Annotated in this window: 16 protein-coding genes; 6 read left to right on the forward strand and 10 right to left on the reverse strand. The window is 44.2% G+C overall.

Going from position 1 to position 21551, the window contains the following annotated elements; all coding sequences use genetic code 11:
* Window positions 1-24 precede the first annotated feature (24 nt).
* Window positions 25-1182: a carboxypeptidase-like regulatory domain-containing protein gene (locus AC37HE_RS11610; protein ID WP_500783011.1), complete on the reverse strand. Its 1158-nt coding sequence runs from the start codon at window positions 1180-1182 to the stop codon at window positions 25-27.
* Between the two features lie 206 nt (window positions 1183-1388).
* On the opposite strand from AC37HE_RS11610, the gene AC37HE_RS11615 reads away from it, so the two are divergent.
* Entirely contained in the window at window positions 1389-2045 is a 657-nt protein-coding gene (locus tag AC37HE_RS11615) for a hypothetical protein (protein ID WP_500783012.1), read from the forward strand.
* Between the two features lie 225 nt (window positions 2046-2270).
* On the opposite strand, the gene AC37HE_RS11620 is transcribed toward AC37HE_RS11615, so the two are convergent.
* Together AC37HE_RS11620 and AC37HE_RS11625 are read right to left on the reverse strand one after the other, a co-directional pair.
* Window positions 2271-3611 carry a deoxyguanosinetriphosphate triphosphohydrolase gene (locus AC37HE_RS11620; protein ID WP_500783013.1) on the reverse strand — a complete coding sequence of 447 codons (1341 nt, stop codon included), beginning with the start codon at window positions 3609-3611 and terminating at the stop codon, window positions 2271-2273.
* A gap of 18 nt (window positions 3612-3629) precedes the next feature.
* Window positions 3630-4343 (reverse strand): M48 family metallopeptidase, encoded by a 714-nt coding sequence (locus AC37HE_RS11625; protein WP_500783014.1) that lies wholly within the window; start codon window positions 4341-4343, stop codon window positions 3630-3632.
* A 48-nt stretch (window positions 4344-4391) separates the two neighbouring features.
* Between AC37HE_RS11625 and AC37HE_RS11630 the strand changes: the two genes are divergently transcribed.
* Window positions 4392-5096, forward strand: coding sequence for a hypothetical protein (locus tag AC37HE_RS11630; protein WP_500783015.1), 705 nt, complete (start codon window positions 4392-4394; stop codon window positions 5094-5096).
* Between the two features lie 93 nt (window positions 5097-5189).
* Here the strand turns inward: AC37HE_RS11630 and gltX are convergent, their stop codons facing one another.
* Window positions 5190-6710 (reverse strand): glutamate--tRNA ligase, encoded by a 1521-nt coding sequence (gene gltX, locus AC37HE_RS11635; protein WP_500783016.1) that lies wholly within the window; start codon window positions 6708-6710, stop codon window positions 5190-5192.
* A gap of 274 nt (window positions 6711-6984) precedes the next feature.
* Here gltX and AC37HE_RS11640 point away from each other — a divergent pair, with 274 nt between their 5' ends.
* Entirely contained in the window at window positions 6985-9177 is a 2193-nt protein-coding gene (locus AC37HE_RS11640) for a S46 family peptidase (RefSeq protein WP_500783017.1), read from the forward strand.
* A gap of 126 nt (window positions 9178-9303) precedes the next feature.
* Complete coding sequence (locus tag AC37HE_RS11645; RefSeq protein ID WP_500783018.1) at window positions 9304-10704, forward strand: serine hydrolase domain-containing protein; 1401 nt, start codon at window positions 9304-9306, stop codon at window positions 10702-10704.
* 80 nt (window positions 10705-10784) lie between these two features.
* Here AC37HE_RS11645 and AC37HE_RS11650 read toward each other — a convergent pair whose 3' ends face one another.
* Window positions 10785-11876 (reverse strand): mannose-1-phosphate guanylyltransferase, encoded by a 1092-nt coding sequence (locus tag AC37HE_RS11650; RefSeq protein WP_500783019.1) that lies wholly within the window; start codon window positions 11874-11876, stop codon window positions 10785-10787.
* 333 nt (window positions 11877-12209) lie between these two features.
* Here AC37HE_RS11650 and AC37HE_RS11655 point away from each other — a divergent pair, with 333 nt between their 5' ends.
* Window positions 12210-12866: an ABC transporter permease gene (locus AC37HE_RS11655; RefSeq protein ID WP_500783020.1), complete on the forward strand. Its 657-nt coding sequence runs from the start codon at window positions 12210-12212 to the stop codon at window positions 12864-12866.
* Window positions 12866-13636 carry an ABC transporter ATP-binding protein gene (locus tag AC37HE_RS11660; RefSeq protein ID WP_500783021.1) on the forward strand — a complete coding sequence of 257 codons (771 nt, stop codon included), beginning with the start codon at window positions 12866-12868 and terminating at the stop codon, window positions 13634-13636. Before AC37HE_RS11655 ends, AC37HE_RS11660 begins: the two co-directional genes overlap by 1 nt.
* Here the strand turns inward: AC37HE_RS11660 and porX are convergent.
* From porX to AC37HE_RS11685, 5 genes are all read right to left on the reverse strand, one after another.
* On the reverse strand, window positions 13633-15189 hold the full coding sequence (gene porX, locus AC37HE_RS11665) for a T9SS response regulator signal transducer PorX (RefSeq protein ID WP_500783022.1): 1557 nt from the start codon (window positions 15187-15189) through the stop codon (window positions 13633-13635). The genes AC37HE_RS11660 and porX overlap by 4 nt on opposite strands.
* Window positions 15190-15368: 179 nt before the next feature.
* Window positions 15369-19040, reverse strand: coding sequence for a type IX secretion system periplasmic lipoprotein PorW/SprE (porW, locus tag AC37HE_RS11670; protein ID WP_500783023.1), 3672 nt, complete (start codon window positions 19038-19040; stop codon window positions 15369-15371).
* A 166-nt stretch (window positions 19041-19206) separates the two neighbouring features.
* A complete protein-coding gene (locus tag AC37HE_RS11675; RefSeq protein ID WP_500783024.1) occupies window positions 19207-20304 on the reverse strand; it encodes a TIGR04133 family radical SAM/SPASM protein in 1098 nt (365 codons plus the stop codon).
* Window positions 20301-20756: a radical SAM-associated putative lipoprotein gene (locus AC37HE_RS11680; RefSeq protein ID WP_500783025.1), complete on the reverse strand. Its 456-nt coding sequence runs from the start codon at window positions 20754-20756 to the stop codon at window positions 20301-20303. The genes AC37HE_RS11675 and AC37HE_RS11680 overlap by 4 nt, the downstream gene beginning before the upstream one ends.
* Window positions 20757-21059: 303 nt before the next feature.
* Window positions 21060-21551: P-loop NTPase (locus AC37HE_RS11685; RefSeq protein WP_500783026.1), on the reverse strand; the 492-nt coding region annotated here is incomplete at its 5' end.

The raw sequence follows: 21551 nt of genomic DNA on the forward strand, positions 1-21551 counted from the left end.
AGTCACCCGGTCAGTAGAGCTGGCTTATAATTTCTTTTTGGAATGAAAACCGTTCCAGAACTTTTCGTTGTACTTGGTATCCTCGAAATAGCTACGGTCGGTCAGCAATTTGGGCGATGGCTGAAAGTCGAGCAGGGCTGCTTTGCGCGACAGTTTAATCGCCTGACCATTGGCATTGGTAAAGTTTTTATCCTGATCGATATAGCTTACCAGGTACTTACCGCCGTAGCGCTGGTATAAGGTTGTCAGGTGGTATTGCACATTTTGTTCGGCTTTACCTTCGGTGTATAAACTGCGGTTTTGGGGATTGTTTTTGCTGGCTTCAATCAAACATTCGCTGCGTACCAGTGCATAATTACTTTTCAGAATATACAGTTTACCCTCCATTTTTGTGGCGTAATAATCGCCGGTATGGGCCAGGTCAAGCTTGGTTGGTTTATAGGAGATAATCCAAACTGAGTCGCCTTGGTAGGCACTAATGCCGTCCAGGTGAAGGTCGTAGTCGTTAATCAGCTTTTCGTTGAAAATGGTATTTCCAAGGCGAGCCAGATCCTGCTCCAACAGTTCGTCGAAACCGGCATTGCCTTCCGGAAACGAGTATGAATCGAAGTTTTTATTCACCTCAGTAAAGCGGAAGTTCCGGTTGCCGTAGGCGTCCTGCACGCCCGGCTGGCTGTAGCCGTCGGCATCGGTTACATCAACAATCGCTTCGCGGATGTTGGTGGTCGAGTCGTTCACCATCGTTTTGCCCAGGTAGTGGAACGTTAGTCCCACCGGACCAATCTGGTAGTTTTGCGGCACCCGCTCGGCAGCAGTTCGGATGATGCGGTACAACACGCGCGACTGAGCCGCTACATCAATCCCTTCAATGCTATAAGTTTGTTCGGTTAGTGCAATGCGGGTGAAATCTTTCTGCAGCAGGTCGCTCACCGGCATACTTTGGTTTTCGTAACCCACGGCCGAGACATACAGCGTTTGATTTTGAAATTCGTCCGGCAGCTTCAACTCAAAATAACCATCGGCATCGCTGGCTGTTCCGTAAAAAGTACCATCAATACCAATGTTGGTATATGCAATTCCGGCTTGGCTGGCGGCATCAACAATTCGCCCTTTAATAACTTTGTTTTGTGCCTGCGCGGATATCGCAATCAGCAATGAAAAAAGGAAGAGTATTCGTTTCATGTTGTTCTTGTTTTCTGTTGTTTGTATCAGTTTTAGCTTGAAGAGCGGAAAAGCTTCCCGCAGCTTTGGCTTTAATTTTGTAGTATTTTTCCTACTTTAGTTCAATCTTTTTGATAACGCCTTTTCGGAACTAAAAACAAACAAGCTAAAATTAACAATTGCGGGGCGTTGATTTGTTTCCCGAACTTAGAAAAATTCTTAGAAACATGAAAACAAACAGAATCTTAATCCTAGTAACCCTCTTGGCTGTTGTTTTGGCCGGTTGCGTTTCCAAAAAGAAATACCTGGACATGGAGTCGTCCAAATTGCGTGCCGAAAAGCGGGTGCGTGAGTTAACCAGTGAAAATGAAGACAAGGATCAGCGTATTGCTAAAATGATTGCCGATTATGAGGCGATGAAGAAAGACCTGATGGCCAGCAATGCGCAAAAAGATCAAACCATTATCAATTTGAACGGGCAGATTAACGATCTGAAATCAAATGTACAGGATAAGGATGCTACGATTGAAGAAAAGATGTATGCTTTCGAATACGAAAAGCGCCGCATGAACGACGAAATGGAGAAGAGCAAAGGCACGCTTGCCGATTTGAAAACGGAAAATCAGAACTTGTCGAACGATCTGAAACAGACCAAGGATGAGCTGAGCGATCTGAAATTTAAATACAACCGTGACCAGTCTACGATGGAGAGCCTGAACCAAAAGCTGGAACAGAAAAACGGTATTTATGAAGCCCAGATGCAACAGATTTCGCAGCTGAAGACCGACATTCAGAAACTGAAAGTTGAGGGGAAAGAAAAAGATGAAACCATCGAACGCTTGAAAAATAATGTGAGTCTGTTGAAGAGTGAGATCGGCAAATAGGCCCTTCTACGGGTTTGAAAATATAAAAGAGGAAAGTCAACTGAGTTGGCTTTCCTCTTTTTGTGTAGGATGTTTGAATACAATTGACTGTTCTTGTTTCACCCTCTGGCTCCCTAAAGAGAAAACAAACAAGGACTACCAACTTGTGATTTCGTGCATTGAAATGCCGAAGTAAAGTCCCCTACAGGAGATTTTGGGGTAAATTCCTCGGAGCGTCTTCTGTTTTTACCCAATCCCCGGCAAATTAATACCCTTGATCTTGCGGTACAGATCTAAGGCAAACAGGTCGGTCATGCCTGAAACAAAGTCGATAACCGATTGAATTTTTTCGTAGTCGGTTTGATGGTCGCCGCGGTATTGTGCCGGCATGAGTGACAGCAAGCGTCTCGACAAACCTGCCTTCGGTGTTAGCACAGCCTGGATAAACTCCTCGAGAAGGGTTCCCAGAATCTTGTAACCGGCTACCTCAATTTCAATTACTGAGCGGTCTCGGTAAATCTTTTCAACCGATAAGGGCTGAATGACATCCATGGCTTTTTTCGACGAACCGCTTATTTTTTTGATGAGTGCTGTGTTGAAGGTCCCGCTCATGATCGACTCCATATTGTCCTCGTACACAGCAATACATTCCTTCACCAGTTTATTAATAACTGAGGCGCGCAGGTAAGCCACTTGCTCGTTAGGGTCGGTTACGATTTTAAAGTTCTGATCAATCTTGGCCAGAATGGCTTTGTCGCTCACCGGGTCGTAAAAGTTGCGGAACAACTCAATGATCGTATTGTAAGGAATGATTTTCAACTTGTGGGCATCTTCCATATCCATAATCTGGTAGCAGATATCGTCGGCCGCTTCAACCAAATAAACCAGCGGGTGGCGTACATATTTCAGGGGATCGTTCTCTGTTTTCTTCAGTTCCAGTTCCTCGGCAATTCCCCGGTACAATTCTTTTTCCGATTGAAAGAAGCCAAACTTGGGTTTGGTTACGCCAATCGATTCGTACGGATATTTCACAAAGGACGACAGGGTCGTGTAGGTGAGGGCAAAGCCGCCATCGCGTCGTCCTTTAAATTGGTGGCTCAGTAAACGCAGGGCGTTGGCATTCCCATCGAAATAAGTGAAATCGCTCCACTCGGCAGGGGTAACTTTGCTTTGCAGATCTTTCCCGTTTCCATTGGTGAAGAAGTTCGAAATAGCTTCTTCACCGGCATGACCAAATGGTGGGTTGCCCATGTCGTGTGCCAAACATCCGGCCGAAACCACAGCGCCCAGCTCGTAGATCAGTGGATGATCCTCACCTTGCTTATGGAGTTGTTCAGCTAATATGCTTCCAAGGGTACGCCCCACGCTGGCAACCTCCAGAGAGTGGGTCAACCGGTTGTGCACAAAAATGCTGCCCGGCAGCGGGAAAACCTGGGTTTTGTTTTGCATACGTCGGAATGGAGACGAGAAGATAATCCGGTCGTAGTCGCGTTGAAACTGCGTACGGTTATACTTGTCGTTTTCATCCGTTGGGGGTAACGATCCCAGTCGTCGGGTTGATATCAGTTTGTTCCAGTTCATCATCATTTGTACGTTTCGGTCGATTTAATAAATATCGACATGAAATTGATTCATTTCTTTATCCAGTTTTCGGGCTCCCGGGTATACCTTTTCGAGCAATTTCCAGAAACCGGGACCATGGTTTTTCTCTACCGTATGGCTTAGCTCGTGTAAAATTACATAGTCGATTAACCGGTCGGGGAGTCGCATCAAATGCAGGTTCAGGTTAATATTATTGGTCGAAGAACAACTTCCCCAGCGACTTTTTACATGTTTTACAAACACATTTTCAAAGTCAAATTTATGTAACCTTGCGAGTTCTAAAGTCCGTGCAGGAAGGTAAGCTTTTGCTTCCTGTCGCATAACCTGTATCAGCGCATTCCGTATAAACTGTTGAATTTCGGGATGTTCGTGGTTCTTATTTATCGGAATATTGATTTGAATGATTCCCTTGCCAACCATCCCTGAAACTCGATTGCGTTCAACAGGAATTATTTTTAATTCGTGAAACTTTGTTTTAAAACAGCTTGTCGGACTGAAGATAGTTAAACCAGCTTTAATATCTTGTTGTTGTTTAAGTATCCAATCGACTTTAGACTTGACAAAGTCAAGCGCTTTTTGTTCGGAGGCTAAAGTGGGCATTGAGACCTGAACATTTCCGTCGGGTTTAACGCGCAGACGAATTCGTCGGGAACGAGTGTTCTTTAATAGTTGAACCTTGCCAATAGGGTCGAGATGAAAATAATTGTCAGCTGTCATGATTGGAAATCTGTTGACGAAGATAAGCAATCCCGTAAAATTTGAGATATGGAATCAACAAATGCAATTGAAGTTTTCGGAACGATAAGGAAACAAGAAACCGTTCAGACAATAGACGATAAAGTTCAAACCGGAACCTTGGTTTTTGAAGCGCTGGAACCATTTCCTGGTTATTATCACGAAACACCCTTTGGCGTTAATCCGATTTACATGTACCTGGCTCTGCAGGAACAATATCCGTTAATTGATATTATTCGGGCAACCAATAAGGTGGAGAAAATTTTTAAGGAGAAATTTGATGCCGGTAAAGGCTTTCTGCGCTTTGTCGATACATCATATAATGTACTTCGTGTAAGACACCTGAACCGCTATGATTTGATTGGTGATTTACAGGAAGCCTACAACGACCAGGGTATTCATTTTATGATGAAGACCAAACGCGGCTTTGAAGGGGTGGCGCATATTAAGGTGGTGAAATTTTTTAATATGACGCAAATGGCTGAAGGTATTTACCTGGACAATAAGGAAGAAAATCACGCTTATATTGAGCTACCGAAAGAATTAAACTGGGATGATTTTAACGCCTTAACCAACCGGGTGAAATATAACTGGGAAGAAAGTAAGTTTGATGCTGCTGTTGGTGCCTTTATGCACAACGGACAGTTGCACGAGTTTGTGCGGATTTACTCGAGCAAGCTGACTTTAGATTACCTGGAAGAGTTGAGGAAGCTGTATCTTGAAAAGATGAAATAGTTGTTTATTTGTTGACATAGTGCAAAAAAAAAGATGTCAGTCACGGAATGAGACTGGCATCTTTTGTGTTTTAATACTTAAGATTGCAGCTATCTACTGAATAGCCTGAATTGCTTTTTCGATGCGACTGATGGTTTCATCCTTGCCGATCAGCTCAAATATATCAAATAAGTCGACACCTTGAGCACTACCCACAAGCGTCAGGCGAATTGGAGCCATAACAACACCAAATCCCCATCCTTTTTCAGTCATAAATGCTGAGAATTGCTCTTTAACTGCGGCGGCTTCCCAGTTTTCGATGTTTTGCAACATTTCTACGATTTCAGTCAACATAGCTGGCGTTTCAGCCTTCCATTTTTTCTTCACTGTTTTCTCGTCGTAGTTTTCCGGTGCCTGGAAAAAGTAGTTTCCTTGTTCCCAGAAGTCGTATGCAAACTCGCAACGTTCTTTAATCAATCCTACAACGCGGGTAACTTTCGTTTCGTCAGCAGTAATGCCTTTTTCCGTCAAAATCGGTTGGAATAGCTTAGCCAGTTCTTCATCTGATTTTTGTTGCAGATAATGACGGTTAAACCATTTGGCCTTCTCCGGATCGAAGCGGGCTCCTGATTTGACCACGCGTTCAAGGCTGAAGTTCTCGATCAGCTCTTCCATGCTAAAGAATTCCTGCTCTGTTCCGGCATTCCATCCCAATAAAGCCAGCAGGTTTACAAAAGCTTCGGGGAAGTAGCCATCCTCGCGGTAACCACGAGACAGATCGCCCGTTTTCGGATCTTTCCACAATAAGGGGAATACAGGGAAACCCATTTTATCGCCATCGCGCTTGCTCAGCTTTCCTTTTCCGGTTGGTTTTAAAATCAACGGTAAGTGTGCAAACTGCGGACGCTCAGTCCAGCCTAATGCTTCGTACAACAGCACGTGCAACGGCATCGACGGTAACCACTCTTCACCGCGAATGACATGGGTGATTTTCATCAGGTGATCGTCTACAACGTTGGCCAGGTGATAGGTTGGCATGCCATCCGCCTTATAAAGAACTTTATCATCTAACTGATTGGTGTTGAATTTTACTTCACCACGAATCAGGTCTTTTTCAATAACATCAACATCTTCGGGCATTTTAAACCGAATAACCCAGGCATCGCCATTGGCAATCTTCTGCTGAACCCCTTCAGCTGAAAGTGTCAGCGAGTTGTTGAGCTTGTTGCGAGTGTGCAGGTCGTAAGAGAAAACGGTTTTGTTCTCTTCAGCTTCCTTGCGAAGTACATCCAACTCTTCAGGGGTATCGAATGCATAGTAAGCATTGCCGCTTTCAACCAGTTGGTCGGCATACTGGCGGTAGATCTCTTTGCGCTCACTCTGACGGTAAGGACCGTATTCGCCACCAAAACCAGCACCCTCATCGGGTACCAGACCACACCATTTTAACGACTCAATGATGTAGTCTTCGGCTCCGGGAACATATCTTGTTTGATCGGTATCTTCAATACGAAGTAAAAAATCACCGCCCAATTTTTTGGCAAATAAATAATTGAACAAGGCTGTGCGAACACCACCCATGTGTAATGGTCCGGTTGGACTAGGTGCAAAACGTACCCTTACTTTAGCTTCCATGTTTTTCAAATTTTGGCGCAAAGATAGGGATTTTTAAAACGGTGAAAAGTTTTTCTTAAAAACTGATAGTATGCTGATTCTGAATTTCAATTGGCCGGCATTCATTTGTTTGGCTTGGATGATTAGGAGATTTGATGAATTTAATCTGTAATGATTCGAAAATATCGGTACTGATGTCTCGTGATTTAAAACAGTTCTAAATGGATAGAGCCTGTTTTATTGCTAATTAAGATTAACTTTGACGTCTTTGGACACTAAAAATTGAAAGTATAGAATGAAGAGATTATTTCTTGCAGTAGTCGCTTTCGCACTTTTACAGGTGACTGCTCGTGCCGATGAGGGGATGTGGCTGCCGGCCTTGATTCAGAAATTGAACATCGTTGACATGCAAAAAATGGGTTGCAAACTAAGCGCCGACGATATCTACAGCATTAATAAATCGAGCCTGAAAGACGCTGTTGTAGCGTTGGATCATGGTTCATGTACCGCTGAGTTAGTTTCACCGAAAGGTTTATTGTTAACCAACCACCACTGTGGTTATGGTGAAATACAAGAACATAGCTCGGTTGAGCACGATTACCTGAAAGATGGTTTTTGGGCCAAATCGATGGACGAAGAATTGCCAAATCCCGGGAAAACAGTTTCCTTCCTGATTCGGATGGAAGATGTGACAGACCGCGTATTGAAAGATGTTACTTCGGACATGACTGACAACGAGAGAAACGAGAAAATTCAGAAAGCAGCTTTTGAAATTCAGAAAGAAGCAAGTGCCGATACTGACTATGAGGCACGTGTGCAGCCGCTTTTCGAAGGCAATCAATATTTCTTATTCGTTTACGAAACATTCCGCGATGTGCGTTTGGTTGGAGCACCACCGGCATCAATCGGTAAATTCGGTGGCGACACCGATAACTGGATGTGGCCTCGTCACACAGGTGACTTTTCGATCTTCCGTGTCTACTGTAGTCCGGATGGTAAACCAGCCGATTATTCTCCGGATAATGTTCCTTATACTCCAAAACATTTCCTGCCAATCTCTCTGGATGGTATTTCGCAGGGCGATTTTACCATGGTAATGGGTTACCCGGGCCGTACAAACCGTTATAAGTCATCATTTGGAGTTGAATATACCATGAATGTCACTAACCCGGTACGGATCAATGCCCGCTCGGTGAAGTTGGCTATTCTGAAGGAGTATATGAACAGCAGCCAAAAAGCCAATATTCAGTATGCTTCAAAATATGCACGTAGCTCGAACTACTACAAATACAGCATTGGCCAAAATAAAGGGTTGGAAGCACTGCATGTAGTTGATAAGAAAAAAGCACTCGAGGCAGAGTTGACAAAATGGATTAACCAAAGTGAAGAACGTAAAGCGAAATATGGACAGGCATTGAGCCTGATTGAAAATTCTTACAAGGAGCAACGTGATGATGTTGCTACCGAATACCTGATGGAAACGATGTTCCGCGGACCGGAAATCTTTGCTTTTGGAATGAGCCTTAAAGGTTTGCATGAGGCTTTGAAGTCGGGAGCCAGCCAAGACCGGATCAATGCAAATGTTGCTCGGATCAAGGCGCGGATGGATGAATATTTCAAGGATTATAATGCACCAACTGACGAAAAGGTAGCTGCAGCAATGATCGACGTTTATAAAAAGAATGTTGATACGGCATTTTACCCTTCTTTCTTTGCCGAATTGGACAAGAAATACAAAGGTGATGCTGCCAGCTATATGGCTGAAGTGTTTAAAAAGACCGTGTTGGCCGACCCGGAAAAGCTTGAAGCCTTCCTGGATAAACCAAACTTAAAAACATTGGATAAAGATCCTGCCTTCCAAATTTCAGAAAGTATTTTCCGTGAGGCAACCATGTTGAGTACGTTGGTAAATCAAACTTCCGCTGATTTGAAGAAAGGCCGCCGTTTGTTTGTTGCTGCCCTGATGGATATGCAGAAAGATCGTAAATTCTACCCCGATGCAAATAGCACCATGCGTTTAACTTATGGTACAGTTGGCGATTATGTGCCTCGCGATGGTGTTCGTTACAACTACTATACAACCATAAAAGGGTATATTGAAAAAGAAATTCCGGGCGATGATGAATTTGATGTGCCTGCTCGTTTAAAAGAGTTGTATTATGCACACGATTTTGGTGATTATGCGGATAAGAATGGTGAATTGATCACTTGTTTTACAACCAACAACGATATTACCGGTGGTAATTCAGGTAGCCCTGTCATCAACGGTAAGGGACAGTTGATTGGCCTGGCATTTGACGGAAACTGGGAAGCAATGAGTGGTGATATCGCTTTCGAGCCGGAATTGCAAAAGTGTATTTGTGTTGATATCCGCTTTGTTCTGTGGACGATCGACAAATTCGCCGGAGCCAAAAACCTGATCGACGAAATGACTTTGGTAAAAACAGGAACCAATGTTGATAAGGAAGTGGCTACTTCTGCCAACTAAGTTGAAAATTGAATAAATTAGGATAAGGTTGTTTCTGCGAAGAGACAACCTTTTTTTGTCGCTAAGGATGAATAAATTTTGTGTAAATAGGCATATATTTATTCCAATCAAACAATCATCCTATCCATGAAAAAACGAATTCTCCTCTTTGCTATCCTTTTCATCCTGATTTTAGGAGGCTTTTACCTGAACAAGGTGATGCCTGTTATTACAGGTTATGCTGCAAAAAATCTGGCATCGGGTGTGTTTTTAGGCGGGCGAACGCAGGAATCTCTTGAAGCTGAAGACCTGGATTTTTCGGTCATTCAATTTACCCGGAATAAAGTGGATACGGTAAAGAAAGAGGTTATTTCCCGTTTTCTTTGGGGGAAATCCAAGGCAGTATATATTGATGGGTTCGGTTGTACGCTTGTCGAAGGTTACCCCGAGAAGGAAATCCTTGGACGAGATTATCCAAAGGTGCCGGTTGTGCCTGAAAATCCGGATACAATTGCATGGCCAATGGGCGATGTTGTGGCAGATACGATTCCTTCAGGAATTGATCCTGGGAAGTTGAATCAGGCGGTATCGAAAGTGATGTCGGACACTATTCCGTTTAAAGGTACTTTTGCCTTGATGATTGTTTACAAGGGCCAACCAGTGGCCGAAGTTTACCGTCGCGACTTCTCCCCAAAAACACGTTTCCTTAGTTGGTCGATGGCGAAGAGTTTTACGAATGCCTTAATTGGCATCCGCGTGAAGCAAGGTGATCTGGATATCAATAAGCCCTTGTCGTTTGCCAGCTGGACGATTGGTAAGCCAAAGACGATTACCATGAATAACCTGATGCATATGAATTCCGGCCTCGAATGGAATGAAGACTACGGAGCGTTGTCTGATGTTACTGTCATGTTACACAAGGAAGGTGATATGGGGGCTTATGCTTTGGAACGCGAAGCGGTTTGTCGCCCTGACTCACTTTGGTATTATTCCTCAGGAACCGCCAATATCGCTTGTTTGGCCTTACGTCAAACTTTTGCCTCCGACCGGGATTACTGGGCTTTCCCGCGACAGCAGCTTTTCAACAAAATCGGAATGCGTAGTGCGATCTTTGAGCTTGATGCTTCCGGGACTTTTGTGGGCTCGTCCTACTTGTATGCTACCATGCGTGATTATGCCCGTTTTGGACTGCTTTATCTGAATAACGGCAACTGGCAAGGTGAACAAATCTTACCCGAAAATTGGGTGAACTATACCACAACGCCTGCCCATGGTTCAAATGGTAGTTATGGTGCTCTTTTTTGGTTGAACCGGTCAGGCGAATTTCCGGATGTTCCCGGCGATAGTTACTATTACAAGAAAAATGGACAAACTATTTATATCTTTCCAAGTGTCCCTGACGACCTGTTTTGTTGTGAAGGGCATGATGGACAATTTATCTTCATAATTCCTTCGAAAAAATTGGTTGTTGTACGGACCGGTTATTCGAAGAAGGATGAATTTAATCCCAACCTGATGTTGAAGGAAATTCTGAAAAGTATCGATTAGTTTGTGAAGGAATAAAAGAACAGGTGCCTGGTTCTGATGCTAATTAACCGGGCACTTGTTCTTCTTTATTTGTTCGGAATTTAAGCAAACTTATTGCCTTTTTGAAGGCGAACATCGTTCACAAAATGTCTGATTTGTTGTTCATCATCCTTTTTGCAGACCAATAAAATATCATCGGTTTCTACAACAATGTACCCATCCAATCCTTGTAAAACGGCGATCTTGTCTTGTGTGACATTAACGATGCTGTTTTTTAGGTCGTACATAAATACATTTTCACCGTGAATAACATTGTTGTCCTCGTTTTTGGGTTGCTGTGCATATAGGGCTCCCCAGGTACCAACATCGCTCCATCCAAAATCGGCACAGAGTACGTACACATTGTCCGATTTCTCCATAATCGCATAATCAATTGATGTATTTTGGCATTCGGAGTATGTCTTGTTGATAAAGAACACTTCACTACTTGTACCATACTTATCCTCCCCCTTGTTAAAGAAACGCTCGTACATATCTGGCAGATGAATGGCAAATGCTTCGCTAATGGCTTTTACGGACCAAATGAAAATACCTGAGTTCCAATAAAATTCCCCACTTTCAACAAAGATCTTAGCCATCTCAATGTTAGGCTTTTCTGTAAAAGTTTTCACCTTGTAAAGGTGGTCGGTATTGGGATTTTCTATTTTATTTTCAATTTGAATATAGCCAAATCCGGTTTCCGGACGACTGGGTGGAATACCCAGGGTTAGCAGGGTATGATCTCTGGAGGCAAATTCAATTCCCGTTTTTAGTTGGAAGAGAAATTCTTCTACGTTTAAAATCAGATGATCGGACGGTGTGACTACAATGGTGGCATCCGGATTGAGTGCTTTGATACGATTAGTTGCATAAGCAATACATGGAGCGGTATTTCGGCGAAGTGGCTCAAGTAGAATTTGATTTTCGGTAAGCTCGGGTAATTGTTCCATCACCACCTTCCGATATTCAACATTCGTAACAATCATGAAATTTTCAATGGGACAAATTTTCTTGAACCGATCGAAAGTCATTTGAATAAAAGTTCGCCCGGTTCCGAGTATATCCAGAAATTGTTTGGGCATCGACGTTTTGCTCAAAGGCCAAAATCTACTCCCAACTCCTCCAGCCATAATCACGCAGTACGTATTCTTCATTGGCAAGTTATTTGTGTAATTCTTATCAAATATACCATATTTCAAAAAGGATTCTTGGATCTTTTTCGGAAATTGAAAAGTTAGCCACAACAGGCAGAGCTCGAAAAACCGGAAAATCGTCGATGTTATGGGATAATTTGTACCTTTAGCATGATAACAGAATCGCTTGTAATACCATTCGACACCGGAAAGCCCGGGAAGCTAATTGGTTTGACGAATGGGAAAAAACGATGGAAACAGAAATCGAAGACTATGCACTTTTTTTATCACGCAGGACGCTATTTTTCTCTCTTAGCGAAGGTTTTTTCAAAACCCGAAAGGCACAAAGTTTATTTGAAACGCCTGTTCACCGAGATTGATGCATTGGGTGTCAATACGGTTGGGCTGGTTGCTATAATATCCATCTTCATGGGTGGAATTATTACCTTGCAGGTTGCCTACAATATGGCCAACCCATTTTTGCCTTCGTACCTGATTGGTCTGGGAAACCGGGACACACTTATCCTGGAATTCTCATCCACTATTTTAGGCCTCATTTTAGCGGGTAAAATTGGCTCGAATATCACTTCCGAAATTGGAAGTATGCGGGTGACAGAGCAGATAGATTCGCTGGAAATTATGGGGGTTAACCCGGCCAGCTATTTGATTCTGCCCAAAATTGTAGCCGTGGTCTTTATTTTCCCATTCTTGTATGTCATCAGTGTCTTCTTTGGCTTGCTGGGAGGACTGTTGGTTGGTCCTGCTGTTGGTGCAATTTCGGCGGCTGAATATTTGAATGGTGTACAATATCTGTTCAATCCGCACTATGTTAGTTTTTCATTGGTTAAAACGCTGTTTTTTGGCTTTATGGTTTCTTCGATACCTGCTTATTTCGGGTATTTTGTAGAAGGAGGAGCTTTTGAAGTGGGGGCGGCCAGCACACGTGCGGTAGTTACAACCAACATCCTAATTTTGATTGGGGACTTAATATTAACACAACTTTTAATGTAATGATCCGAGTCGAAAATGTAATCAAGTCGTTTGAAGGGAAGACAGTTCTCAAAGGTATTACCACTGATTTTCAGAAGGGGCAAACCAACCTGATTATCGGGCGAAGTGGCTCGGGAAAGACGGTTCTTCTGAAGTCGATCGTTGGTCTTCACGAGGTGGATGAAGGTGCTATTTATTACGACGACCGAAATTTCACGCGGATGAAAATGAAAGAGCGTAAACTTTTGCGCCAGGAGATGGGTATGGTCTTCCAGGGTGGTGCACTGTTCGACTCGCTATCTGTTGCGGAGAATGTCCGCTTCCCGATGGATATGTTTACCAACCAAACGATGAAAGAGAAGGAAGAGCGTGTTGCCTATTGTCTGGGGCGTGTCAACATTAAACCCGAAGCATTCAATCTTTCTCCTGCTGAAATATCAGGTGGTATGCAGAAGCGTGTTGCTATTGCGCGTGCCATTGTGCTTAATCCCAGGTACCTGTTTTGTGATGAGCCCAACTCGGGGCTCGATCCGGAAACTTCGCTAGTAATCGACAGCCTGATCCATGATTTGACAGTTGACCTGAATATGACGACTATCATCAACACCCACGACATGAATTCGGTGATGGAGATTGGCGATAAAATCTTGTTTATCTCCGAAGGTGAAATGGGCTGGATTGGTAATAAGTCTGAGATTTTGTATGCCAATAACAAGAAGCTCGAAGAGTTTGTTTTTGCCAACCGCCAGTACAAAGAGATGCGTGACGCCCGTATTGAGAAAGAGTCTTAACCTTTGGGCGACAGCGTAATTACCGGAACAATCATTTCTTCCATCGAAACGCCGCCATGCTGAAAAGTATCACGGTAATACTGCACGTAATAATTGTAATTGTTGGGGTATGCCAGGAAATCATCGTTGCATGCAAAGATGAATTTAGAGCTCACATTACGACCAGGTAAATAAGCTTTTTCAGGTTGGGTAATTTCGAATACTTCTTTTGGATTGTAGTTTAGGTTACGTCCCAGTTTATACCGCAGGTTTGTAACCGTTTCGCGGTCGCCGACAACCTTTAGTGCATTATTGACCCGCACCGTTCCATGGTCGGTTGTAAGAACTACCTTAATGCGGTTCTCGGACAAGCTTTTGAGGAGCTCCAGCAAGAATGAATGGTTGAACCAGCTTAAAGTTAGCGAACGGTAAGCTTTTTCGTTGCTGGCCAATTCGCGCATGACTTCCATTTCGGTCCGGGCATGCGAAATCATATCAACAAAATTGAAAACCATGACGGAAAGGTCATTCTGCAGAATGTTATTGAGTGTATCCTTGAATTTTCTGTCAGTTTTTAAGCTTCCCACCTTGTCGAAATAAAGCTTTTCAGTTCGGCCCAGGCGTTTCATCTGCTCTTGCAGCAATTCTTTCTCATGAGCGTTTTTATGTCCCTCGTTGTCGTCGTCCTCCCAGTATTGGGGATATATCCGAGCAATCTCAGAGGGCATTAAGCCTGAGAAAATAGCGTTGCGGGCATACATGGTTGCTGTGGGCAGAATGCTGTAGTAGAGTTCTTCTTCCTCGGTTTGGAAATACTGATTAATGACTTTGCTGAGCATGCGAAACTGATCGTAGCGCAGGTTGTCGACCACCAAAACAAAGACCCGCTCGTTCTTATTGAGTAAAGGGAAGATCTTATGACGAAACAGGTCGGGCGATATTAGTGGCCGATCTGTCTGATCTTTCTCAAACCAGCTGAGGTAATTATTTTTAATGAAGCGCGAGAAATTGTTGTTAGCCTCTGCTTTTTGCATTTGCAGGATCTCGTCCATGGCGCTATCCTGTGACGAACTGAGTTCCAATTCCCAGAAAACGAGCTTCCGGTATACTTCCTTCCAGTCTTCGTGGTTGAGGCGTTCGTTGAGGCGCATCCCGATTTTACCAAATTCGCTTTGATAATCGGAGGTCGTTTTGCGGGTGACTAATTCACGCTGATCGACATTCTTTTTAATGGAAAGTAGGATCTGCTTCGGGTTGACCGGCTTGATCAGGTAATCCGCTATTTTGGAACCAATAGCCTGATCCATGATGTCTTCTTCTTCACTTTTGGTAATCATCACCACCGGAACATTCGGCTCCAGATTTTTGATTTCCGTTAAGGTTTGAAGACCGGTGAGGCCGGGCATATTTTCATCCAGAAAGATGATATCGAAATGATTTTTACCAACCAGATCAATGGCATCGGAGCCATTACTTGAGGTGAATACTTCGTAGCCTTTTTGTTCGAGAAATATAATGTGCGGACGCAATAAATCAATTTCATCGTCGGTCCATAAAATTCGGATTGTCTTCATACTTTTCTACGTTCAATAATGATGGCAGTCATGTTTCATTTTTCCTGCCTTTTGATTTCTAAATGTTTCCCCTTATCACATTCCGAATAATTACGCATCGATAAATATGCTCGCTTATGACTAACGCTAATAATAGCAAAATTATGCGATGGCATCCGACTTCTTAACAAAGATTAACCTTAGTTTTTGAGGTAAGTGCCTTTGTAGAAGTCGATGTATTCGCTTAGATTTTTACGATCCAGCAATCGATCTAAATTCGTTTTCGAAATGATGAAATTGCGATATTCCAGTTCCCCGAGAGGTCCGTAAACCTGTTGGTCGCGTACCAGTGTCTTCAGGTAATTCATGGCTTCATCCTTGTTGGCAAAGGGGTAAACACGAACCATAATCTGATCGCTGTTATAGTTTTGCGATTCAATCCGTAATTTGCCGGTTGGGTCTGCCTGGTCATTATGTATTTCGATGTCGTCTAGCAATTTTTCCTGGTTGATCCCTTTATTCGGAACCAGCAGTATAAAATCGTGTTCGCTGTTCAAGTCCGTTTTAAAAACATCAGATGCCGCAGGAGCTGTTTCTGTTGCAGGAGTTGCGGTTGTTGTTTCCGGCGTTGCTTCCGGTTCCGGTTGAGCTGTGAGCGCCTTACCGCTGATATAATATTCGCGGAAGAAATTCATATACTCATCAACATCGTGGCTGCCCGATAGTGTTTGCAGATTTGTATTGCTGATGATGAAATTTCGGTAGCTGCGGTCGCCCAGAGCATCGAAAAGGCTGCGGCTGGTGATCACACGACGGAAATAGCTCATGGCCTGCGATGCATCGGTAAGTGGTGAAACAACCAATAACTGATACTCGCCAAACACCTTTTCTTCAACTTGCAACTTCAGGTTGTTGAATTCGTCGCGGTTGAACTTACCGAACTGATCGAGCATATTTTTCAGCTTGAAATCACGATCCTTAATGGCAATGACAAAGCTATGCGGTGCATTTGGTGTACGGCTGTACAACTCGGGTTTTACTTCGGGCGTTACCATAACAAAAGTACCGCGTTCTTCCAGTTTCTGGTCTTCCTCTATTGCTTTGGCCATCAGTTCTTCCGGTTCGGGTAGTTCGCCTTCCGGGAAGTCGCCACCAATGAATCGGCTGTAGTTCTTCAGGAAGAATTTCAGGTAATCTTCGGTATTATGATCGGCTTTCATTTCCCGGTAGTTGTAGGTTGATGCCACAAAGTTCACGTACTTCACATTGCGCAATGTGCCATACACTTCCGGTTGGCGAATGATAGACCGGAAGTAAATCAAAGCCTGTTCCTTGTTTTGCAATGTCCGTACCGACAATAGGGTGGTGTTTGCATTTAACTGTTCAACTTCAATATCGAAATCAGTTTTCATGTAATGATCGATATTGTAGTTGGCAATGTCGAATTTCAACCGGTTAATATCAACTTGAGCCGATCGGTCGAAAGCAATGACAAAATAGTGCAACAGATCTTCGTCGTAAGAGAATTTGCCGTTGAATTCATCCTGAACCTTTTGGTTTGCGGCCAGCAATTCGTCATTCACAATTTCATCATTCAGGTATCCCGATGCAACCAGCTTTTGGTAATCAACCAGGGTGCTATCCTGAATCAATTTGCGGATGCGCTCGGCCATCGGTTTCACCGGTGATTTCGGATAGGCTGCGATGTATTGATCCAGGTAAGTCCCAAACTGGTCGAAACTGCCTTTTTCACCCTTTCCAATGGTTTTGATAAAGGCTGCCTTTTCCAGGAGAACCGTATCGGCTTTCATGGTTTCCAGCTGAGAGGCAAACTGTCCGGCTTGAGCGTAGTTCCCGTTTTTATACAGGTTGAAAGCTTGCTGGTACAGTCGGTTAATGCTGTCGTTATGTGCTTCGAGCTCGATAAAGTAGTTGGGGTTAACCAGGTATTGCGCGTATTTGCTTTCCGGATAATTACGAACGATCAATTGCTTGTAATAGTCCGACTTACTCTGATTGCCGATTTTGGCATACAGATCCCACAATTCGAAATAGGTGGTCAGCTTATAAATGTTCTCGTTATATCGCTTCAGCAATTCTTCATATTCGTCGATAGCCATCGGATAGTTTTCGTAATCCTGCTTAAAAATTCGCCCTGCATTGAACAGTGCATCGCGGATTTTGATATTCGATGCCCTCATTTCCTCGTCGGTTAGCGGCAAATCCTGCAAATAGTATTCGCGCTTCAGCTTATCGTTTATGCGAGGTTCTTCAACCTTGGTCGAGTCTTGTTGTTCGGCTTCTGCCACTTCGGTATCATCGATTTCCGAAAGTTGATTTTTATTTTTTCGGCGCCAGTTATCTTCCAGCTTCCGTTTACCCCATTTTTGTTCGAATTCAATCTTTCCTAAATTGACTGTTGAAGCATTGTAAAAGTACCAGCCCGACGTTTGTTGCTGGCTCAAAGTTCCCCGCGCCTGGTTCATGCGGTAAAAGTTTCGATCCTGTCGATCTTGCGCTTCTTGTTGTTTGCGGGCCATTTCAGCATCGCGCTCTTCCTTAATCCAGCCGTTGATCTTCTGGTTGCGGTCGGCTTCGCTCATCAGGGCAAGTGCCTGCAGGCTGTCTTCACGCTCAACCGTCAGCAAATTGTCGGTAAGCAAGACCAGGCTTTGGTGGCGAGCTGCGATGAGAGCGTAGTTTGGATAAGTATCGTCAATCACCATCATTGCGCTGTCGTAATAGGCACGTGCTTCCTTGTAAACCTGGTCGTTGAAGTAAATATCGGCCAAGGTGAGGCACGACAAAGCTTTCTGGTAATCGTTAGATACGCTGGTTGCCGATGACAGGCGATAGTTGGCAATGGCTGCCGATTTGTTTCCGTTGCGTTTGTCGATGTTGGCCAGCGCATAGTAGATCTGATCGCGGAACTCCTGGTTTTTTGCATCTTTCAGCAGTTTGTTCAGCTCCTTGATGACTGCTTCGGTGTCTTCACCCTCCAGGTAAATTTCGGCTGCGTTAATACGTGCATTGAAGGCCATGATGTACGACGAATTAAGCTTGGCAACCTTCCGAAAGGTGGCGATGGCCTGGGCGTTATCGCCTGTTTCTTTGTATAGTTGAGCCAGAATGTAGTTGTAGCGAGCCTTGTCTTCTTTATTCATAGGTTTGCGAAGGGCTGCTTTCAAGGCGAGAATTGTTTCCTCGTATTCTTTTTGTTTCAGGTGAAAATCGGCTACTGCCAGCGAATACTCCTGATCCAGATTTTTCGGAAAATCCATGCTGGCGTCAATATCTTTAATCACTTCAACAGCCTCGCTGTATCGTTCCTGCTCTGAGTAACAACGCAACAGCCAAATTAAAGCCTCGTAGTGCGATGGTTCCTGGCTGTATTTGCGAATCACGTAGTTGAAATTCTCCATGGCTTGCGGGTACTTCTTTTGGTAGAAGTAGGCTTTCCCCATCATGATATAGCTATCGTCGATCCAGTTGTTGTATTCGTCTTTGCTGGCCAGATTTTTATAGGCAGCCGAGCGGATCTTGCGGCGCTTGGGCTTTTTGGTCAGCGAGTGAATCTTGATCAGCTTCGAACCTTTCATGATAGCGTTATCCATTTCCGCAGCTGCAACTCGCTCTGTTCCACTCATGCTCGATTTATAGATTGGCAAAATCCGGGTGAAGTCGTTATCAACGGATTGGTCTATCCGTTCCAATCCGGCTTTTAGGCTTTCTTTCCCATTGAAATAGATGTTGTAGTGTGAGGTAACATTGTGGTAGGCACGTGTAACTGCAGTATTCTTTTCGGTGGAGCAACCGCCCAGAATAACAAGGAGAAACAGCAGTAAAAATTTATGTGATAAGTTCGTATTCAATCCGGATGTTTTTTCACTTTAGTGATAACTGAATAATGCTGATAATATTGCTTTTGACCAGCCAAAAAGCGAATGAAAGCCTGTTCTTTTAGTGCCTTTGGCTTTGTTAAGCAATAATACGAAATTAGGAGGAAACGGGAAGGGGAGTATCCGAAATTATCGAAGTCTAATTAGCGCTCTTTTCGCCTTCTTCAATTCGGTGCAGGTGACAGAACAAAAGCTCGCCTGTTATTTCGTCGCGCAGATGCAAGCCATTACCCTGGCAATCGTCAAAGAATTTACAATCGGCACATAGCCCTGTTTTAGTCCAGCTGCGGTCTCGGTAAAGCTGGTAACGGTTCAGCCACACCTCTTTAAAGCTATTGCGGTAAATGTTTCCCTGAATGAAATTAGCACGCAGGTTTGGACAGGCCGATATGGAACCATCGACCAGGATGGAGGCGATATTAATACCTGCACGGCAAAAGAAAAAGTTGTCGCGCACCTTGGTTTCGTAATTGCCAAGGAAGCCCTCGCAGCCGTAATTCAGCTCAATTTTGCCTTCTTTGCGAATGGCTGCAATAAAATCGAACAGGGCTTTAAATTTTCGGGGTTCCAGTTGTAGTTGTTCGTGTCTGGTCGCCCGTCCGATGGGGAAGATGGTGAAAATGCGCCATTCCTTTACGCCAAGTTCAAGCAGAAATTGGTAAAACTGGTGCAGCTCGTCGAAATTGCGTTGGTTCACACAAGTAACGACATCGTAACGCAGGTTCTTTTGCTGATTAAGCAGCTTTAAAGCTTCAACTGCATTGCTAAAACTTCGTGAGTTGCCGCGCAACCAGTTGTGCGATTCTTCCAGTCCGTCGAGGCTAATGGTAGCTGCCCGCATGCCTGATTGCATGAGCTTTGCGATCATGGCCTGATTCATTCCCATACCATTTGAAACCACTCCCCAAGGGAACCCACGCCGGTAAAGCGAGAGCCCAATTTCGGCAATATCCTTGCGTAGAATGGCTTCGCCGCCTGTTAACACAATCATGGTGCTGTTGGGCGACAGGATGGGAGTAATGTCGTCGAGAGCAGCCAGAAAATCTTCTAGGGGCATGTCCCCAATGGTTGAATTTTTTAGACAATCGCTGCCGCAATGCAAACAGCTTAAATTGCAACGCAGGGTACACTCCCAAAAAATGTAGTTGAGTTGATGAAGTTCCTGTTCGTTCCTGCGATGTAGCCGATGTAGTTTCAGCGCTAGTTTTTTACGAAATGGTATTCTCGAAACCCTCATTCTTTGGTTTTCAGGTTAACATCCAGTGTTTCGCTTGTTTCGCCTGCGTACCAGTTGCCTGAGCCGTTGGTGAATTCCACATCCGTAAATTCGACCGGATTTTCCTGCGTTTGGTATTCGCCATTGGCCGTTCCGTCTATATCTTCAAATTTGATTAAGAATTCCTGGTCGGTCGGGAACTCAATCAAATCCACTTCATATTTCCCTTGTGCGTCTGTGAAGGTGGTGTCGCCTTGCATAGTCACCTGAATGTTGGCAATAGCGGCATTATCCTGTTCCGATTTTACCTGTCCGTTAACAATAAATTTGGCACTTGGTGTTCCGTATTCGGCACGCTGTGTTTCGTCCTTGCAGCTGCTTAAGCTGGCAGCTGTGCTGAAACCTAAAATTGTCATCATCATACGGAGTAAGCGATTCCAGTTAAGCAAGAACCCCCGTTGTATTTTTTCCATGGTTTGGTTTTTTATGAATTGATGCAGTCAATCCGAATTGGTTGCGTGAGATTTTGTGCTTTTTTCAAGGTTGTGTTAAACAATAATGATGCAATGTACAAAACAATACAGAACGATGCAATGGGGCTGCTGGTAGTTTGGTGCCAAAGGGCGACCTGAGCATTGGTGGGCTCGTGGCACCGTGCCACGACCTGTTCAAAGTGGGGGTACCCGTGGCACAAAAGGACTGCTTAAAAACAAACTGACCGGGTGACTTCAAGTCGCCCGGTCAGTGGTTCGGTTGTATTGTTTGAGCCGAAGTGTTTATTTGCGGCTAACTTTTACCTTCTTGGTTGGGTCGTGTTCGGCATTGCGGCGTTCGGTTTCGCGAATGGTTGATGCTGCTACTTCAAGGAAGGCGCGTCCCATGGGCGATGCTTCGTTGCTGGCAACAGGCGTACCTTCGTCGCCACCCTCACGGATCCCCTGTACAATCGGGATTTGTCCGAGTAACGGGATTTGAAGCGCTTCGGCCAAATCTTTACCACCGTCCTTACCAAAGATGTAATATTTGTTGTCGGGCAACTCTTCAGGTGTAAACCAAGCCATGTTTTCAACCAAGCCTAATACAGGCACATCAACCGTTTTACTGCGGAACATACTCACACCTTTCACCACATCGGCCAGGGCCACATCCTGCGGTGTAGTAACAATGATGGCTCCTGTTACCGGCACGGTTTGTACCAGGGTGAGGTGAATGTCGCTGGTTCCCGGCGGAAGGTCGATCAGCATATAGTCGAGTTCTCCCCAGTTGCC

The sequence above is a fragment of the Mangrovibacterium sp. genome (genome assembly GCF_059905295.1).

What these genes read in the sequence shown, in the direction of transcription:
- AC37HE_RS11660 (WP_500783021.1), top strand. Translation starts at nt 12,866, where the DNA reads ATGATCCGAGTCGAAAATGTAATCAAGTCGTTTGAAGGGAAGACAGTT.
- gltX (WP_500783016.1), bottom strand. Translation starts at nt 6,710, where the DNA reads ATGGAAGCTAAAGTAAGGGTACGTTTTGCACCTAGTCCAACCGGACCA.
- AC37HE_RS11610 (WP_500783011.1), bottom strand. Translation starts at nt 1,182, where the DNA reads ATGAAACGAATACTCTTCCTTTTTTCATTGCTGATTGCGATATCCGCG.
- porX (WP_500783022.1), bottom strand. Translation starts at nt 15,189, where the DNA reads ATGAAGACAATCCGAATTTTATGGACCGACGATGAAATTGATTTATTG.
- AC37HE_RS11650 (WP_500783019.1), bottom strand. Translation starts at nt 11,876, where the DNA reads ATGAAGAATACGTACTGCGTGATTATGGCTGGAGGAGTTGGGAGTAGA.
- AC37HE_RS11640 (WP_500783017.1), top strand. Translation starts at nt 6,985, where the DNA reads ATGAAGAGATTATTTCTTGCAGTAGTCGCTTTCGCACTTTTACAGGTG.
- AC37HE_RS11625 (WP_500783014.1), bottom strand. Translation starts at nt 4,343, where the DNA reads ATGACAGCTGACAATTATTTTCATCTCGACCCTATTGGCAAGGTTCAA.
- AC37HE_RS11630 (WP_500783015.1), top strand. Translation starts at nt 4,392, where the DNA reads ATGGAATCAACAAATGCAATTGAAGTTTTCGGAACGATAAGGAAACAA.
- AC37HE_RS11675 (WP_500783024.1), bottom strand. Translation starts at nt 20,304, where the DNA reads ATGAGGGTTTCGAGAATACCATTTCGTAAAAAACTAGCGCTGAAACTA.
- AC37HE_RS11645 (WP_500783018.1), top strand. Translation starts at nt 9,304, where the DNA reads ATGAAAAAACGAATTCTCCTCTTTGCTATCCTTTTCATCCTGATTTTA.
- AC37HE_RS11615 (WP_500783012.1), top strand. Translation starts at nt 1,389, where the DNA reads ATGAAAACAAACAGAATCTTAATCCTAGTAACCCTCTTGGCTGTTGTT.
- AC37HE_RS11680 (WP_500783025.1), bottom strand. Translation starts at nt 20,756, where the DNA reads ATGGAAAAAATACAACGGGGGTTCTTGCTTAACTGGAATCGCTTACTC.
- AC37HE_RS11620 (WP_500783013.1), bottom strand. Translation starts at nt 3,611, where the DNA reads ATGATGATGAACTGGAACAAACTGATATCAACCCGACGACTGGGATCG.